Below are 17,247 nucleotides of genomic sequence, written 5' to 3'. Positions count from 1 at the left end.
TGTAACTAAGCGGCGATAACCCGCCGCAAGATGATTAACGAACGTTATTTGTCGCCTGACGAGCCAAGCGTGGGGGAGTGAAAAACAGCACCAGCGCGGGAATCAGGTAAATAAAGTACATGCCCACTTCGCTAACGGTCGGCGCTTCCTGATATCCAAAAATACCTTCGAGCAGCGTACCGGTCAGTGAATGAGTCGAAAGCACATTACTCAAATCAAATGCGATATCCTGGAAGTGGTTCCAAAGACCCGCTTCGTGGAATGCACGAACAGCGCCCGCAGCAAGCCCTGCGACTACCAGCAGAATAAACAGACTGGTCCATTTGAAGAATACAGCCAGGTTCAAGCGGATACCGCCCCAGTAAAGCAGGAAGCCAAGAACAATCGCGGTGCCAAGGCCGAGCATAGCGCCCAGCGGCGGCATGATGCCCACATCCTGCTGGAATGCCGCCAGCAGAAAGAACACCGACTCCAACCCTTCACGAGCGACCGCAAAGAACACCATCATAATCAGTGCCCAACCATGGTTACTTTTGCTGTGTAACGCGTTATCAACCGCTTGCTCGAGCTGGACTTTGACGTTGCGCGACACTTTGCGCATCCAGAACACCATCCAGGTCAGGATGAAGACGGCGATGACCGCCACGATGCCTTCAAACAGCTCTTGTTCTTTTTGCGGAAATTCACCGGTGGTTTCGTTGATGAAGATGCCCAACCCTAAGCAAAGCGCGGCAGCAGCCACAACCCCAATCCACATGACACCAATCCATTGGCCGCGTTGTGTTCGCTTCAGGTAGCTTGCAATCAGACTAACAATCAGCGCGGCTTCCAGGCCTTCGCGTAACATAATGAGAAACGGCACAAACATTCCTGACACCCCAACTGTGAACTCAGGTCAAAAGACGTAAAGAAAAGTAAAACCAGAACGATTGTGATTATCATTACGGGGAAAATAAACACAAGCAGATTGTTGGGTTATTTATGTGTAGATGTAAAAAGGGCCGCAATTTGCGGCCCTTGATGGATTACTCAGGTTGTAACTTACCTGGTGGTGGAGTGTGATAAATCTCATCCGCTTCAGCAAAGCGTTTTTGCATTGAGGCACTAGGCACTTTGCCAAGTAAGCTCACTACCACAATACCGATGCTGCCAAAGATAAAGCCTGGGATGATTTCATACAGACCTAACCAGCCGAACTGTTTCCAGACAATAACGGTCACAGCGCCGATAATCATACCTGCCAGCGCACCATTACGTGTCATGCGAGGCCACATTACCGAGAACAGCACAACCGGGCCAAACGCAGCACCGAAGCCTGCCCAGGCATAGCTCACCAGACCCAGCACGCGGTTTTCAGGGTTTGCGGCAAGCGCGATAGCGATAAGTGCCACCAGCAACACCATGAAGCGCCCTACCCACACCAGCTCTTTTTGCCCCGCATCTTTACGGAAGAACGCTTTGTACAGGTCTTCAGTAATGGCACTGGAACACACCAGCAGTTGGCAGCTCAGCGTTGACATCACTGCCGCTAAAATTGCGGACAGCAAAATACCGGCAATCCATGGATTAAAGAGCAGTTGTGCCAGTTCGATGAACACACGCTCACCGTTTTGGTTAACCGCACCCGCCAGAGATGGGTTGTTGTTGAAATACGCAATACCGAAGAAGCCCACAGCACAAGCGCCCGCCAGGCACAAAATCATCCACGTCATACTGATGCGACGCGCTTTAACGATGGTGTGATGCGAGTCTGCCGCCATGAAACGCGCCAGAATATGCGGTTGACCAAAGTACCCCAGGCCCCAACCCATCAGCGAGATGATCGCCACAAAGTTCAGGCCTTTCAGCATGTCAATGTTTTCAATGCTTTTTTGTTTGATAACCGCCATCGAGTCGTCAAACCCGCCAACCGCAATCACCACCATAATTGGCGTGAGGATCAGGGCGAAAATCATCAAACTCGCCTGCACGGTATCAGTCCAGCTAACCGCGAGGAACCCGCCAACGAAGGTATAAATGATGGTAGCCGCAGCACCGGCCCAAAGCGCAGTTTCATAGCTCATGCCAAAGGTGCTTTCGAATAGACGAGCCCCAGCCACAATGCCTGATGCGCAATAGATGGTGAAGAACAGCAGAATAACTAATGCGGAGATAATGCGCAGAACGCGGCTTTTATCTTCGAAACGCCCGGTGAAATAATCTGGCAGCGTCAGCGCGTTGTTGTTCACTTCGGTGTGAACACGCAGACGTCCGGCGACCAGTTTCCAGTTGATGTATGCCCCAACCGTCAAGCCGATAGCAATCCAGCTTTCCGATATACCAGAAAGGAAGATAGCACCAGGTAAGCCCATCAGCAGCCAACCGCTCATGTCGGAAGCACCCGCTGATAACGCAGTGACCAGACTTCCCAGGCTGCGACCGCCCAGAATGTAGTCATCAAAGTTTTTGGTTGAACGCCAGGCGATAAACCCAATCAATATCATGCCAAAGATATAGATGAAGAAGGTCACCAGCATTGGTGTACTCATGGTCATGCAAGTTCTCCAAATTATTTCCGGTGTTATCCGGTATTACCCTGCCGGAACGCAGCAGGGCTTATTTATATTCACAAACGTTTTAACACAACATTCACAATAAATTCACCGTACAAAAAATAGCATTTTCCTGGAGGTTGCACTCGCTCACGCTTTTGAGCGGTTGCACCTACAAAAAACGTTAACTATGCCCGCTAAATCTTCCTGTTCACGAATGATTAACTCGCTCACTTTCTTATTTTTGATTTAACAATTCACTCTTTTTCCAGCTTGCTATCTGGCTCACATTTAACAAGGTTGCACAAAGTTGCAACATGATGGATATTGCCGGATAACTTCTATCAACCCTAAAAATAGTTACCCTAAATCATTTGAGTTGCAGGTAGGCGGCAAAAGAACTCATCCCAGCCGCTCAAAGGATGACGGGTAAGGAGCATTAATGGCCACCACCATGGGCGTAAAACTGGACGACGCAACACGCGAGCGCATAAAAGAGGCCGCTTCACGTATTGACCGCACACCACACTGGCTCATCAAACAGGCGATATTTAACTATCTCGAGCGCCTGGAAAATAACGACGAATTGCCAGAACTCCCGGCGTTGCTGGCTGGTGCTGCCAACGAAAGCGAAGAAACACCCGTGCACGTTGAAGAAATTCACCAGCCATTCCTTGAATTTGCTGAACAAATTCTTCCGCAGTCTGTGACTCGCGCAGCCATTACCGCCGCCTGGCGCCGCCCGGAAACCGATGCGGTGCCGATGATCCTTGAGCAGGCTCGCCTCTCGCCTGTGATCGCCGAACAAACCCATAAACTGGCTTATCAGCTTGCTGACAAATTGCGTAATCAAAAGAGCGCAACAGGCCGGGCGGGCATGGTACAGGGTTTATTGCAGGAATTTTCACTTTCTTCACAAGAAGGTGTCGCGCTGATGTGCCTGGCCGAAGCGTTATTACGCATTCCGGATAAAGCGACGCGCGATGCACTAATCCGCGACAAAATCAGTAATGGCAATTGGCATTCCCACATTGGCCGCAGCCCGTCATTGTTTGTGAACGCCGCGACCTGGGGTTTGTTGTTTACTGGCCGCCTGGTTTCCACCCACAATGAAGCCAGCCTCTCGCATTCCCTGAACCGTATTATCAGTAAGAGTGGCGAGCCGCTAATCCGCAAAGGTGTGGACATGGCAATGCGCCTGATGGGCGAACAGTTTGTGACCGGAGAAACCATTGCCGAAGCGTTAGCCAACGCCCGCAAGCTGGAAGAAAAAGGCTTCCGCTACTCCTACGATATGTTAGGTGAAGCGGCACTGACCGCCGCCGATGCGCAGGCGTACATGGTGTCTTATCAACAAGCGATTCACGCGATTGGTAAAGCCTCTAACGGACGTGGCATTTATGAAGGCCCTGGTATTTCTATCAAACTTTCCGCGCTGCATCCGCGTTACAGCCGTGCGCAGTACGACCGCGTAATGGAAGAGTTGTACCCACGTTTGAAATCCCTGACGCTGCTGGCACGCCAGTACGATGTTGGTATTAACATTGACGCCGAAGAAGCCGATCGCCTGGAGATCTCTCTCGATCTGCTGGAAAAACTTTGCTTCGAGCCGGAACTGGCGGGCTGGAACGGCATTGGCTTTGTCATTCAGGCATATCAAAAGCGCTGCCCGTTTGTGATTGATTACCTGGTAGATTTGGCTTCCCGCAGCCGTCGCCGCTTGATGATTCGTCTGGTGAAAGGCGCATACTGGGACAGCGAAATTAAACGTGCGCAGATGGACGGGCTGGAAGGCTATCCGGTTTACACACGCAAGGTTTACACCGATATCTCTTATCTGGCCTGCGCCAAAAAATTGCTGGCCGTTCCGAGCCTGATTTACCCGCAGTTTGCGACCCACAACGCCCACACACTCGCAGCAATCTACAACCTGGCGGGGCAAAACTATTACCCTGGCCAGTATGAATTCCAGTGCCTGCACGGTATGGGCGAACCGCTTTACGACCAGGTCGTGGGCAAAGTGGCCGATGGAAAACTAAACCGCCCTTGCCGCATTTATGCCCCAGTCGGTACGCATGAGACCTTGCTGGCTTATTTAGTCCGTCGCCTGTTAGAAAACGGTGCCAACACTTCGTTTGTTAACCGCATTGCCGACAACACGCTTCCGCTAGACGAGCTGGTTGCAGACCCGGTAACCGCCATTGAAGGCATTGCAGGTAAAGAAGGCCAACTGGGCCTGCCACATCCTAAAATTCCATTGCCGAAAGAGTTGTACGGGACCGGACGCACCAACTCCAGCGGCCTGGATCTGGCGAACGAGCATCGCCTGGCATCGCTCTCCTCTGCCTTGCTTAACAGCGCCGCACAAAAATGGCAGGCTCTGCCAATTCTTGAAAACGCGGTTTCTCAAGGCGACCTGGTTGCAGTGAAGAACCCAGCGGAACCGAATGATGTCGTTGGTTTTACGCGCGAAGCCACGCACGATGAAGTTTCACAAGCGCTGGAAAGTGCAGTGAACAACGCGCCAATCTGGTTCGCCACACCGCCGCAAGAACGTGCTGCCATCCTTGAGCGCGCAGCGGTGATTATGGAAGGCCAGATGCAGCAGTTGATTGGCATTCTGGTCCGTGAAGCCGGTAAAACCTTTAGCAACGCGATTGCTGAAGTACGCGAAGCGGTGGATTTCCTGCACTACTACGCAGGCCAGGTACGCGATGATTTCGATAACGAAACGCACCGCCCGCTCGGCCCAGTCGTTTGTATCAGCCCGTGGAACTTCCCGCTGGCAATCTTTACCGGGCAAGTTGCCGCCGCCCTTGCCGCAGGTAACAGCGTGCTGGCAAAACCTGCTGAACAAACGCCGCTAATTGCCGCTCAAGGTATTGCGATTCTACTGGAAGCCGGTGTCCCTGCTGGCGTGCTGCAATTGCTTCCAGGCCGTGGTGAAACCGTAGGCGCACAACTAACGGGCGACAAACGCGTACGCGGTGTGATGTTTACCGGTTCTACCGAAGTTGCCACGCTGCTGCAACGCAACATTGCTGACCGGCTTGATCCACAAGGCCGCCCAACGCCACTGATTGCCGAAACTGGCGGTCTGAACGCGATGATCGTTGATTCTTCGGCGCTCACCGAGCAAGTGGTGGTTGATGTGTTGGCATCAGCGTTTGATAGCGCGGGGCAACGTTGTTCAGCACTGCGCGTACTGTGTATTCAGGAAGATGTCGCTGAGCACACGCTGCAAATGTTACGTGGTGCCATGGCTGAATGTCGGATGGGTAACCCAGGCCGCCTGACTACCGACATCGGCCCGGTTATCGACATCGAAGCCAAAGAAAATATCGAGCAACACATCCAAACGCTGCGCAGCAAAGGCCGCAAAGTGTTCCAGGCTGCGCGTGATAACAGCGTGGATGCCAAAGAGTGGCAGAGCGGGACTTTTGTTGCACCAACGCTTATCGAGCTGGAAAGCTTCGACGAGATGCAAAAAGAAGTGTTTGGCCCAGTACTACACGTGGTGCGTTACAACCGCAGCAATCTGGACGCGCTGATTAACCAAATTAACGCCGCAGGATACGGCCTGACGCTCGGCGTTCACACGCGCATTGATGAAACTATCGCCCAGGTCACTGGTTCTGCGCATGTCGGCAACATGTACGTGAACCGCAATATGGTTGGTGCGGTTGTTGGCGTGCAGCCGTTTGGCGGCGAAGGTTTATCCGGTACTGGCCCGAAAGCCGGTGGCCCAATGTATCTGTATCGTCTGCTGGCAAACCGCCCGGACAATGCACTACAAACCACCTTAAATCGCCAGGATGCCGAATTGCCGGTGGATATCACGCTGAAAGCCCGTTTACAGGAAGCGCACCAGGCGTTAATACAGTGGTCGGTGAAAAAAGGTGAGCTGCCAGTAATCTGCGAACGCTTCGCACAACTGGCACAAAGCGGCACTCTGCGCCAGTTGCCAGGGCCAACAGGTGAGCGAAACACTTATGCATTAATGCCGCGTGAACGCGTGTTGTGCCTTGCCGATAACGAGCAAGATGCGTTGGTACAACTGGCCGCGGTAACAAGTGTTGGCAGCCGCGTGCTGTGGGCTGATGATAAATTGCACCGTGAGCTGGCAAAAGCGCTTCCGGCGCTGGTACAACAGCACATCGATTTAGCTAAAGAAGAAGTGTTATTGAGCCAATCGTTTGATGCGGTGATTTATCACGGTGATTCTGACCAGCTGCGCGCACTGTGCGAAAAAGTAGCGGCGCGTGAGGGTGCGATTGTTTCGGTGCAAGGCTTTGCCCGCGGCGAAACCAATTTGTTGCTGGAGCGGCTATATGTTGAGCGTTCGCTGAGCGTGAACACCGCAGCAGCAGGTGGTAACGCCAGCTTGATGACAATCGGCTAAGTTTTCACTACGCTAAAAAGGCTCCTTTTGAGGAGCCTTTTTTCTTTGAGGAACGATGATGAAACGCGTTGGTTTACTGATTACAGGACTGTCGTTGAGTATAGTCTGGAGCGCAAACGTTTTGGCTGACAGTTGCGACTCTGCCACTTCACAGGCTGGGCTCAACGAGTGCTACAGCAACGAGTACCAAAAACAGGATGATTTGCTCAATCAAACCTATAAACAGGCCATGAAGCTCGCCACCGATACGCAGACTATGCAGTTAAAAGCAGCGCAAAATGCATGGATTGCCTTTCGCGATGCCGACTGTGCTTTCTTAACCTCTGGCGCTGACGGTGCATCGGTTGCCCCGATGGTACACGCCCAGTGCATGGCGGATAAAACACGTGAACGTACGGAACTGCTGAAAAGCACGTTGCATTGCGAGGAAGGCGATATCAGCTGTGTTTTCCATCCGCACTAACGCACCCTAATCCCTTCAATAATCATTCGCTGCACGTTTTCTACCGTGCGGCGGAAAAATGCTTCATCATGTAAATTGCTGCCCGTCACCGCTTCAACCTGGCTTGCGAAGTCAGCGTAGTGCTGCGTGGTTGCCCACAGCATAAAGATCAAATGATGCGGATCGACCGCCGCCAGTTTGCCACTCTCAACCCAACCGGCAATGATCGCCGATTTCTCATCGACAAGAGATTTCAAATCTCCGGTCAACTCCCCTTTCAACAACGGTGCACCTTGCAGCATTTCAAGGCAAAACAAACGAGAGGCCTGCGGATAATCACGCGACACTTCCAGTTTCAGACGGATGTATTCACCAATTGCTACCAGTGGCTGTAAATCTTCACGAAACGCGCGCAATGGTGCCAACCAGATATCCAGAATCTGTTTGAGCACGGCGACATAAAGCGCTTCTTTTGAGGGGTAATAATAAAGAAGGTTAGTTTTTGACACTTCCGCACGCTCCGCCACCTTTTCGATACTGGTGCCATGAATGCCATATTGGGAGAAAAACTCCAGTCCTGCCGCCAAAATAGCCTGCTTTTTCGCCGCAACCGCTTTTGCACGTCGTCCGGTTTCTTTCGTTGCTGCCGCACCTTGTGCCATGCGCTCTCTCTTTATTCCGTTTTGCTCACTGATGACAAACTTCTTTCGTAGGTCGGGGCACTTAGCCACACCCGGAAAGATAGCCCTACAACCCTTTTTCTTCAGGCACCAGCAACGGCGCCTTTTTCTTACGCTTAAGTTTTAGCTCACTAACCAAAACACCCAGCACTATCAATGCACCACCTAGCAGCGCCAGCATGGGTAAGCGCTCTCCCGCCATGCGACCGAAAATTCCGGCCCATACTGGTTCACCGGTATAAATCACCGTGGCTCGTGTTGGCGACACGCTGCGTTGCGCCCAGTTCATCGTCACCTGAATAATCGCGCTAAAAATCCCAAGCCCGAGGGCGATGACCAGCAAGCCGGGAGTAAACGTGGGTACACTTTCCCCTGCCGGGATCATGGTCGCAAAAGCAACAATCGAGGCGGTAGCAAGTTGCACAACAGTGACACGTTTAATATCAACTTTGCCTGCCCAGGCACTAATCAGAATAATTTCGGCGGCAATCGCCAATGCACTGATAAGCGTAATAATTTCGCCTGCACCAAGCGTTAACGACGTTCCGTCTGGCCCCGCAAGGAAGATAAGACCAATAAATGCCAGCACCACACCCACCCAGGACATGATGCCCGGCATTCTCCCCAAACAAATCCATTGTAGAACGGGCACCAGCGGAACATACATCGCAGTGATAAATGCCGATTTACTGCTGGGTATGCTTTGTAATCCCCAGGTCTGCATGCTGTAGCCGATAGCAATGGAAACCCCGATAAATACGCCTGCTTTGACTTCAAGCCAGGTCAGGCCGCGTAGCGATTTTATCGACAACAACCCGACAGCCATTGCAGCGGTAGCAAAGCGTAGACCGACAAAGAAAAACGGCTCGCTCATGGTCATTGCATACTGCACTGCAAGGAAAGTCCCACCCCAGAACATGGTGATGAGGATCAGGAGCGCTTCTTGAGGTTTTACGGAGAATTGATAGCGACGCAATAAGGCAGACATGGAAGTACCACGACGAGATAAGCAAGCCGAATATAGTGCGACCTTGCGCCAGTCACTTCAATGGGAGAGACAAAATAAAACCGCCGGTAAAAACCGGCGGCTGGGGTTAGCCTGGCGAGTTACTTACTGCTGCCTTTACCATGGCTATTTTTGCCCCCTTTTTGGCCCGCTTCTGAAGCGCGCTGCGGGTCATTTTTGAAGTTCCCGCCGCTATGTTGGCCACCTTTACGACCTGCTTCTGATGCCCTTTCACGGTCTTCAGCGAAATTACCTGACCCACCACGATGGTTTGCCATTTCTAACCTCCAGATTGGTGAAATAGTTAAGTCATCATATTGCATTCAGTCAAAGAGAATTCTTTCACCTGGCGGCTTACACAGATGTTACCGCGTGGAACTAAGCTTAGTGCAGTCAGGGTAATTGACCACCAAATCGTAATATCTTGCAACATGTAATCGCCAGAATGGGTGATTTTTTTGCCGCTTAATCCATAAGATATTCTTATTTTTAGTGAAATAGTCACCTTATGAAAATGTGACTTAATGCAACATTTTCATTCATCACAAGGAAAATTAATCTTAATCAATGAAAACGCCGTCTCATTTGCACTCTGAGCCACAGCACATATCTTTAGAGGAGTGCAGCAATACGCTGCGACAATGGTAAGGAGTGAGCGACATGGCTAAAGTTCTGGTGCTTTATTACTCAATGTACGGACACATCGAAACCATGGCACACGCTGTGGCAGAAGGTGCTCAGAAAGTGGATGGCGCAGAAGTCACAGTGAAGCGAGTCCCGGAAACTATGTCAGGCGAAGCTTTCTTAAAAGCCGGGGGGAAGACGCAAAATACCCCGCAAGCCACACCACAAGAGCTTGCCGATTACGACGCCATTATTTTTGGCACGCCCACCCGCTTTGGTAATATGTCCGGCCAGATGCGCACCTTCCTTGACCAAACTGGTGGTCTATGGGCATCAGGCGGTTTGCACGGCAAGCTTGCCAGCGTGTTTAGTTCAACAGGCACTGGCGGCGGACAGGAACACACAATCTCATCGACATGGACCACTCTTGCTCACCACGGGATGGTGATTGTCCCCATCGGCTACGCCGCGCAAGAATTGTTTGATGTCTCTCAGGTTCGTGGTGGGACGCCTTATGGTGCTACAACGATTGCCGGTGCCGATGGGTCGCGTCAGCCAAGCCAGGAAGAGCTTTCCATTGCTCGTTATCAAGGCGAGCATGTAGCAAGCCTTGCCGTTAAACTTAATGGTTAAATTCTGGAGGAGTACATGCAGAATCAACAATCAAAAACTCATCACGTAGGTGAATGGGCGAGTTTACGTAACACCTCTCCTGAAATCGCAGAGGCTATTTTTGAAGTGGCTAAATACGACGAAAAAATGGCGGAGAAAATTTGGGAAGATGGCAACGACGAGGTGCTGACGTTGGCATTTGAAAAGACAGATAAAGATTCACTGTTCTGGGGCGAGCAAACCATAGAGCGGAAGAACGTGTAACTGAAACTCCCCCGCGATATGCGGGGGAGTCACACATTATTTATTTCGCCTCTTTTACACTCTTCGCTAACACATCAGTAAATTTATCCCACGGACAAAAACCATTCGCATCAGTCGGACAGCCATTAAGCTGGAGCGTTACCCGTTGCGGCGGTTGTTGCAGACTTAACACATCAGCCTTACGCAATTGTTCAGTACTTTGATAAACGTATTCCACCTTCATCAAATCACGGTTGTTATTTGCATCATGCCAGCGCTGGAACATGATTTTCCCGCCGATTGGCGTGCGCTCATACTGTTGCGGCAGTTGGTAAGGTTTGAAATCCAGCGCTGTTAGCAATGACGCAATGTTGGAGTCATGCCCCACCAACAGGGTAATTTTTGGCCCTTTGTTATCACTTCCCGCCAGCGCTTTTTGAATATATTTAATCAACGGTGCTGCCACATTTCGTGCAACTTGTGGGGAAGTGAACAACGTATCCTGATAGCCATTTTTCAGCTGCGATAACACCTTCCATTGCTCGTCAGTTTTGATTTTCCCCCAGGCAACATTATCAAGCGGCATACCCTCGTAATATTGCAGCGTAAAGGCATCCACCAACGAGTTGCCAACTTTAAGCGGGCCACTCACACCAGGTTCTTCCGTGGCATTGGCGCTAAATTTGTCTTTTTCAGCGGTCAAGGAACACTTCTGTTTTTCTTTACAGCTTGGCGAGTCGTTAAACCCGACAATTTGCTCAAGAAGCTGGTAACTGTCGTCGAGTTTGTAATGTTCGCGTTGGGCTTCCATCGCCTTCACCGCTTCTTGCTTAAATTCAGGTGAGTTGTTGGTGATGACGGGATTAAACGTGGGGTCCATGGTGCCCATTTTTTCCTGGTGATGGACAGGCACATCACAGCCAGGAAAAGCACCAGTGATAAAGAACTGTGCCGTTGCAACGGTGCGCTGCAAACTGTTGGCGTAGGCGTAAACACTTTGTGGCGTTGGACATTCACCACTTTTCACTAAACCCTGCTCCGCAAGCCACTCGCGCAGATAATGCCCCATATACACTTCCAGCACGCCACCCTTAGTGGTGAGCTGGCCGCCAGGAACATCCCATTCAGGCCAGGATTGCGCGGTAGACTGTTCTAATACGCTGCCATTATTGGCGAGCGGCGCGCGCAGGTTATGGCGACTCATTAATAGAACTTGTTCGAGCTGATAACCCTGTGGCGTTGTTTCGGCTTGCGCCAATGCAGGGGCGAAGCAAGTCAAAGTCAGTAATGCCGCGATCGTTTTTTTATTCATCCCTTAATCCTCAAGAGGTTATTGCACAAAAATGCCAAATACAGTGTGGCAGAAAATAGCTATGCCGCCTTTTGAGTCGATCGCAAAATCACAGGGTGAAGGAAAACTACTCAATGCAGTAAATAGGTTTTATAATAAAACCAGATAACGATTTGCCAGGGAGAATCAATGAAACGCAAAAGTCTGGAAGGCAGTACCTGCTCGGTCGCCCGAACGCTGGATATCATCGGCGACTGGTGGACGTTACTGATCGTGCGCGATGCTTTAAATGGCCTGACACGTTTTGGTGAGTTCCAGAAAAGCCTCGGCATCGCCAAAAATATGCTGACTCAGCGGTTAAAACAGCTCGTTGAGCAAGGGATTTTGGCTGTGCGCCCGGCAACCGATGGCAGCGCCTGGAATGAGTATGTGCTGACTGAAAAAGGACGCGCGCTGCAAATGGTATTGGTTGCACTGTCGCAATGGGGTGGTGAATATCTTTTTGATAGTAAAGAAAAATGTAACATCCTGGTCGACAACAAGCATCATCAACCGCTGAGAAAACTTACGTTGCAAGCTCAAGATGGGCGCACGATTACACCCGATGAAGTAGTCCTTGAACGCAGTACCGTTCCCGCCGAATAATTTCCATTCCCCAAATGTACCCAAGCGCCTGAAATTAGGGCGCTTATTTTTTCAGGCCGTATTAGTCCCAACGCAGAAGTAGAAAAACCGACGCAATATGGTTGCATTATAAAACCATTCAACCTACCTTTAATTTAGTTTCATTATTAAACCACAACATCTTTCACTGACGAGGCTACCATGACCACTTCTCATTCTGTTGCAGTAATAACCGGCGCATCTTCAGGCATTGGCGCGGTATATGCAGAGCGCTTCGCTGCTCGCGGCTACTCACTGCTGCTCGTTGCCCGCCGTGAAGAAAGACTGCGCGAACTGGCCGCAAAATTAGAATCGCTTTACGGTATTTCAGTTCAGACGCTGCCAGCAGACCTGGCAAGTGATGAAGGTATTAGCGTGGTTGAAGACGCGTTACATAGCACTGAAGGGCTTAAAGTGCTGGTCAATAATGCCGGAACTGCGCATCTTGCCGCATTTACCGCAGGCAACGCTGAATTACATGAGGCAGACATCACGCTCAATATCACCGCGTTGACTCGATTAAGCCTTGTCGCCCTCACCCGCTTTCAGGCACAAAATAGCGGTACCATTATCAACATCGCTTCGGTGGTTTCACTCCATGCCATCGCAGGTAGTGCCGTGTATAGCGGCACCAAAGGCTATGTGCTGAATTTCACTCGCGGATTGCAGCAAGAAATTGCTGGTAGCAATGTGCGCATTCAAGCTGTATTGCCTGCAGTTACTGCCACGGAAATTTGGGATGTTTCTGGCGTATCAATGGATCATTTAGCACCTGATTCCATCATGACTGCCGAAAATATGGTTGATGCCGCACTGGCGGGCCTTGACCAGGGCGAAGAAGTTACCGTGCCGCCGCTGCACGATCTGGCGCTGTGGGAAGCTTATGAATCTGCACGACTGGGGATATTCGATGCCTCCCGCACAGGCGTTCCCGCACCGCGTTATCAGAAGCAATAAGCGTAAAAAGCGGGATTCGTCCCGCTTTTTTGCATAATTTTGTAAAAGGCACTTCGTTGAATTGAGGTTGTAGTTAGATTGATATAATTATATCAATAAGAATCCTCTATCAATAACGTATGAAAATGCTTAATTATTCTGCTCTTGGGGCACTGGCCCTTCTACTTATACTTTGGGCAGCACTGATATTTGATACCGGCAATATTCTCCACCATATGTCTGAAACCTTGCATTTTCTTGAAAGTCTGGTGATAGCCTACTCTGAGTAAGTTCGGAGCCGTCGCAACGTGTTTCAGGCCGTATCACCATCCAAAAGAGAAGTGCCATAAGAATTATCGACAGTGCATAGCCAGCGGCCGTCGCTTTCTTGCCGAAATACATACGTTGCTCGGCGCGTAGTCTCAACCTTTCCACCTTTACCATCAGGAAAACGCAACACCGTTTCCATGATGACCAGAGCATTCCCACTCCCTTCGATAACCTGCATTTCGCCCTGTTCTACGACGAGATTCCCCTGGAAGTAATCTGAGATGGCAATGAACGCCTTGCGGATATTGTCTTTCCCCTTCGCAATCATGCCCGGCTTAACAACCAGAGCGGCGTCATCCGCGTAGTACTCCATAAGAGAGTCAAAATCTTTAGCTGATATAGCCTTATCGCATGACTCAATAATCTGCCGTATTGGATGTGGCTGCATATACAGATCTCCTGAAAAATGAGTGGTTTGTTCTTACCATACCATCGATTGCGAGCTTGCCACCTTTCCTGACTACAAGGCTGCTGTTAATCTGTGGTATCGCTTTCATCAGACCTAACTTCAGGCGGCATATATGAAACAAATTACCCTTAGTGACATGCAACAACAGAGTGAAGCGGCAGCGCGTGCGCCCCGCTTACGTGCCCACCGTAATTTTCACCCGGAATTGAGCGATCCTGTGCAGCGTTTGGCTATCGCTATGGAGCCAGGCACCTATATTCGCCCGCACCGCCATCCACACACATTTGAACTACTGATTCCACTGAGCGGGCGCTTTCTGGTGTTGAATTTTGATGATAACGGCACCGTGACTGAGCGTGTCATTTTAGGTGAAGAATGCATGGCGCTTGAGATGGATGCCGGAACCTGGCACGCGGTGTTGTCGTTGGACAATGGCGGTATTATTTTTGAAGTGAAACACGGTGGTTATCAACCAGTCACAGAACAAGATTCTGCATCCTGGGCACCCGCCGAAGGTGAACCTGGCACATCTGAGCTGATGAAATGGTATGCAATAGCGCAAATTGGTGACGGCGGCTTCAAATTGTAATTCCTGCCTTATGCGCGGAGTTCATTCCCCCAACTCCGCGTGATACGCTCATTCGATGTGCCTCTTTTGTTTTCCTGCAGCAGGTCGTATGACACGTAGATTACCTTTTCAGGTAAAACTCTTTTTATCTCTGGTGGTATTTTCCTGCCTACTGCTAGCGCTGCTGGGCGCGATTTTATTTCATGTTATCGACAAACAACTGCATCACGATCTGGGGCAACGCGCACGCGTTCAGGCTAGCGAAATAGCACTGATGCCAGGACTTGCGGAATATGTGGCAGCGCGCGATGTGGCGGCAATTGCCCGTTTAATTCAGCCGCTGCGCGACCAAAGTGATGCCAGTTATATCGTGATTGGCGACGTACGCGAGCAACATCTTTATCACTCGGAATCACCGGAACGCCTTCATTTACCGATGATCGGTGGTGATAATGCCGAAGTTCTGCAAGGGAAAACCATTATTTCCGCACGCCAGGGCGGTATCGGTTTTTCATTACGCAGCAAAGCACCGATCTTCAATGCGAATAAACAGGTTATCGGTATCGTCTCGGTCGGTTATCTCACTTCCTATATCGACAATATTAGTTCCCGCCTTCTCTGGCAGGCGGGTCTATACGGTCTGTTGCTCCTGGCGCTACTGTTTATTTTTTCGTGGATGTTTACCCGCAACGTCAAAAAACAAATGCTTTGGCTTGAACCCAAAGATATCGCGCTGCTGGTGTTGCAACAAAAAGCCTTGCTCGAAGCGATGTATGAAGGTGTCTTTGCCATTAACGCCGAGAAGCAGCTGATATTAATTAACCGCGCCGCAAGAGAGTTGCTCGACATTCGACAGACCGAAAGTGAACTCATTGGAAAACCGCTGGAAGATGTGTTGCAGACTCCACCGGCATTTTTCACCCAAAGCGGAACAGAAAATAGCAGCTATCACGATCAGGTCACCGTATTGAATCAGCGGCAGATGATCGTTAACCGCGTACCTATCAAACTGGAACCCGGCACTGAAAGCGGCTGGGTGTTTAGTTTCCGTGACAAAAACGACATTAATACCTTGAGCCGCCAGTTAAGCCAGGTGAAACGCTATGCCGATAATCTGCGCATTATGCGGCACGAACAATTGAATTGGACCGCGACGCTGGCTGGTTTATTGCACATGCAGCGTTATGACGATGCGATGAGTTATATTCAAGCGCAATCCGCAGGCGCTCAAGAAGTGCTGGATTTTGTCTCAGCACGTTTCACATCACCTGCATTGTGCGGCCTGCTGCTGGGGAAATACGTCAGTGCGCGGGAAAAAGGCATCGAGCTGGCGTTCGATCCTGCCTGCCAGTTAACCCGTATTCCAGCGACAATCAGCGAAACTGAATTAATGTCGGTTATTGGCAATTTGCTGGATAACGCCGTCGATGCCACGCTGAAAGCCCATAACGCTTCATCACCGGTAGAACTGTATATTTCAGACAGAAATCAGGAGCTACTAATTGAAGTAGCCGACAGAGGCTGCGGCGTGGATGATGCGCTGAAACCGCATATTTTTGAACAAGGCGTCACCAGCAAACCGTCTAACGACCACGAAATGGGTGGTTCGGAACATGGTATCGGCCTTTACCTGGTAGCGGGATACGTTCATCAGGCTGGCGGTAGCATCGAAATCGCAGACAATACTCCGCAGGGTACGATATTTTCGGTTTTCGTCCCGTTCACGACCCATGTTTCATCAGGGCAACACCATGAATAACACCACTACATTCGATGTCGTCATTGTGGAAGATGAGCCTCACCTTGCCAGTTTGCATCGTGATTTTATCGAGCAAAATTTTCATCTGCACGTCGTTGGGATAGCCGCGACGCTTGAACAGGCCTACGCCCTGATTCGGTTACATCAGCCACGCCTGATACTGCTCGATAACTATTTGCCGGATGGCCAGGGCGTGGATTTAATAGACGACCCGCTTCTAAAAACCTTTGATTGCTCGGTGATTTTCATCACTGCCGCCAGCGATATGCGCACCTGCAGCCATGCAATGCGCAGTGGCGCGTTCGATTACATTATTAAACCGGTGTCTTTTCACCGTTTGCAGGCCTCACTGGAACGCTTTATGCAAATGGTACAGACATTACGCAATGTGAAGGTGGTTGATCAAAGTTCACTGGATCGGCTGTTTAATCTGCCAGCCAGCGAAGCCCCGCCAACCCCGTCAACAAAAGGAATTGAGAGCAATACTCTGGAACGCGTTCAGCGCGTTTTTACCGCTAACCCGGACACCAGTTGGTCGGTAGAACAGGTTGTGGAAGAGGTCGGGATCAGCAAAACCACAGGTCGCCGCTATCTTGAATACTGTGTGGAAATTGGCTTTATCGGCGTTGAGATGCTGTACGGAAATATCGGCCATCCAAGGCGTCTTTACCGCAAAGTTTCTGACGATTGAAAGTGTATACAGGCCATTTAAGTGGCCGGGTTCTTCCCTCGTTCCGTGGTGTTTATGGTG

Annotated in this window: 16 protein-coding genes; 9 read left to right on the top strand and 7 right to left on the bottom strand. The window is 50.5% G+C overall.

The window, feature by feature from the left end; genetic code table 11:
* Positions 1-34: 34 nt before the first annotated feature.
* Both efeU and putP read right to left on the bottom strand, forming a co-directional pair.
* The gene (efeU, locus tag FH968_RS06530; RefSeq protein ID WP_139878329.1) at positions 35-868 is read right to left on the bottom strand and encodes an iron uptake transporter permease EfeU; all 834 of its coding nucleotides are present in this window, start codon (positions 866-868) and stop codon (positions 35-37) included.
* 157 nt (positions 869-1,025) lie between these two features.
* Positions 1,026-2,534: a sodium/proline symporter PutP gene (putP, locus tag FH968_RS06525; RefSeq protein ID WP_139878328.1), complete on the bottom strand. Its 1,509-nt coding sequence runs from the start codon at positions 2,532-2,534 to the stop codon at positions 1,026-1,028.
* A gap of 439 nt (positions 2,535-2,973) precedes the next feature.
* Between putP and putA the strand changes: the two genes are divergently transcribed.
* Together putA and FH968_RS06515 are read left to right on the top strand one after the other, a co-directional pair.
* A complete protein-coding gene (putA, locus tag FH968_RS06520; RefSeq protein ID WP_139878327.1) occupies positions 2,974-6,933 on the top strand; it encodes a trifunctional transcriptional regulator/proline dehydrogenase/L-glutamate gamma-semialdehyde dehydrogenase in 3,960 nt (1,319 codons plus the stop codon).
* 55 nt (positions 6,934-6,988) lie between these two features.
* Complete coding sequence (locus FH968_RS06515; RefSeq protein ID WP_370451480.1) at positions 6,989-7,396, top strand: lysozyme inhibitor LprI family protein; 408 nt, start codon at positions 6,989-6,991, stop codon at positions 7,394-7,396.
* Here the strand turns inward: FH968_RS06515 and rutR are convergent.
* The 3 genes from rutR to FH968_RS06500 form a co-directional block, all read right to left on the bottom strand.
* Positions 7,393-8,037: an HTH-type transcriptional regulator RutR gene (gene rutR / locus FH968_RS06510; protein WP_139878326.1), complete on the bottom strand. Its 645-nt coding sequence runs from the start codon at positions 8,035-8,037 to the stop codon at positions 7,393-7,395. The two genes, FH968_RS06515 and rutR, sit on opposite strands and share 4 nt — an antisense overlap.
* Before the next feature lie 85 nt (positions 8,038-8,122).
* Positions 8,123-9,043: a DMT family transporter gene (locus FH968_RS06505; protein ID WP_139878325.1), complete on the bottom strand. Its 921-nt coding sequence runs from the start codon at positions 9,041-9,043 to the stop codon at positions 8,123-8,125.
* A 119-nt stretch (positions 9,044-9,162) separates the two neighbouring features.
* Positions 9,163-9,339 carry a general stress protein gene (locus tag FH968_RS06500; protein ID WP_034456279.1) on the bottom strand — a complete coding sequence of 59 codons (177 nt, stop codon included), beginning with the start codon at positions 9,337-9,339 and terminating at the stop codon, positions 9,163-9,165.
* Positions 9,340-9,721: 382 nt separating this feature from the next.
* Between FH968_RS06500 and wrbA the strand changes: the two genes are divergently transcribed.
* Both wrbA and FH968_RS06490 read left to right on the top strand, forming a co-directional pair.
* Complete coding sequence (gene wrbA, locus FH968_RS06495; protein WP_139878324.1) at positions 9,722-10,318, top strand: NAD(P)H:quinone oxidoreductase; 597 nt, start codon at positions 9,722-9,724, stop codon at positions 10,316-10,318.
* A gap of 15 nt (positions 10,319-10,333) precedes the next feature.
* On the top strand, positions 10,334-10,561 hold the full coding sequence (locus tag FH968_RS06490; RefSeq protein ID WP_139878323.1) for a YccJ family protein: 228 nt from the start codon (positions 10,334-10,336) through the stop codon (positions 10,559-10,561).
* Between the two features lie 40 nt (positions 10,562-10,601).
* On the opposite strand, the gene agp is transcribed toward FH968_RS06490, so the two are convergent.
* A complete protein-coding gene (agp, locus tag FH968_RS06485; protein WP_139878322.1) occupies positions 10,602-11,852 on the bottom strand; it encodes a bifunctional glucose-1-phosphatase/inositol phosphatase in 1,251 nt (416 codons plus the stop codon).
* Positions 11,853-12,020: 168 nt separating this feature from the next.
* On the opposite strand from agp, the gene FH968_RS06480 reads away from it, so the two are divergent.
* Together FH968_RS06480 and FH968_RS06475 are read left to right on the top strand one after the other, a co-directional pair.
* Positions 12,021-12,476, top strand: coding sequence for a helix-turn-helix domain-containing protein (locus FH968_RS06480; protein WP_139878321.1), 456 nt, complete (start codon positions 12,021-12,023; stop codon positions 12,474-12,476).
* Positions 12,477-12,656: 180 nt separating this feature from the next.
* Positions 12,657-13,451, top strand: a complete 795-nt coding sequence (locus FH968_RS06475) for an SDR family oxidoreductase (RefSeq protein ID WP_139878320.1) — start codon at positions 12,657-12,659, stop codon at positions 13,449-13,451.
* Positions 13,452-13,743: 292 nt separating this feature from the next.
* Here FH968_RS06475 and FH968_RS06470 read toward each other — a convergent pair whose 3' ends face one another.
* Positions 13,744-14,148 (bottom strand): SgcJ/EcaC family oxidoreductase, encoded by a 405-nt coding sequence (locus FH968_RS06470; RefSeq protein ID WP_139878319.1) that lies wholly within the window; start codon positions 14,146-14,148, stop codon positions 13,744-13,746.
* A 133-nt stretch (positions 14,149-14,281) separates the two neighbouring features.
* Between FH968_RS06470 and FH968_RS06465 the strand changes: the two genes are divergently transcribed.
* The 3 genes from FH968_RS06465 (at position 14,282) to FH968_RS06455 (ending at position 17,187) form a co-directional block, all read left to right on the top strand.
* Entirely contained in the window at positions 14,282-14,758 is a 477-nt protein-coding gene (locus FH968_RS06465; protein WP_139878318.1) for a WbuC family cupin fold metalloprotein, read from the top strand.
* A gap of 88 nt (positions 14,759-14,846) precedes the next feature.
* Positions 14,847-16,496, top strand: coding sequence for a sensor histidine kinase (locus tag FH968_RS06460; RefSeq protein WP_139878317.1), 1,650 nt, complete (start codon positions 14,847-14,849; stop codon positions 16,494-16,496).
* Entirely contained in the window at positions 16,489-17,187 is a 699-nt protein-coding gene (locus FH968_RS06455; protein ID WP_139878316.1) for a response regulator, read from the top strand. The genes FH968_RS06460 and FH968_RS06455 overlap by 8 nt, the downstream gene beginning before the upstream one ends.
* Positions 17,188-17,247: the final 60 nt, after the last annotated feature.

This window comes from Buttiauxella sp. B2 (genome assembly GCF_006376615.1).
In the GTDB taxonomy this organism is placed as follows: Bacteria; Pseudomonadota; Gammaproteobacteria; order Enterobacterales; family Enterobacteriaceae; genus Buttiauxella.
The sequence above is the reverse complement of the archived record's forward strand: the minus strand, read 5'-3'. Positions and strand labels throughout refer to the sequence as shown.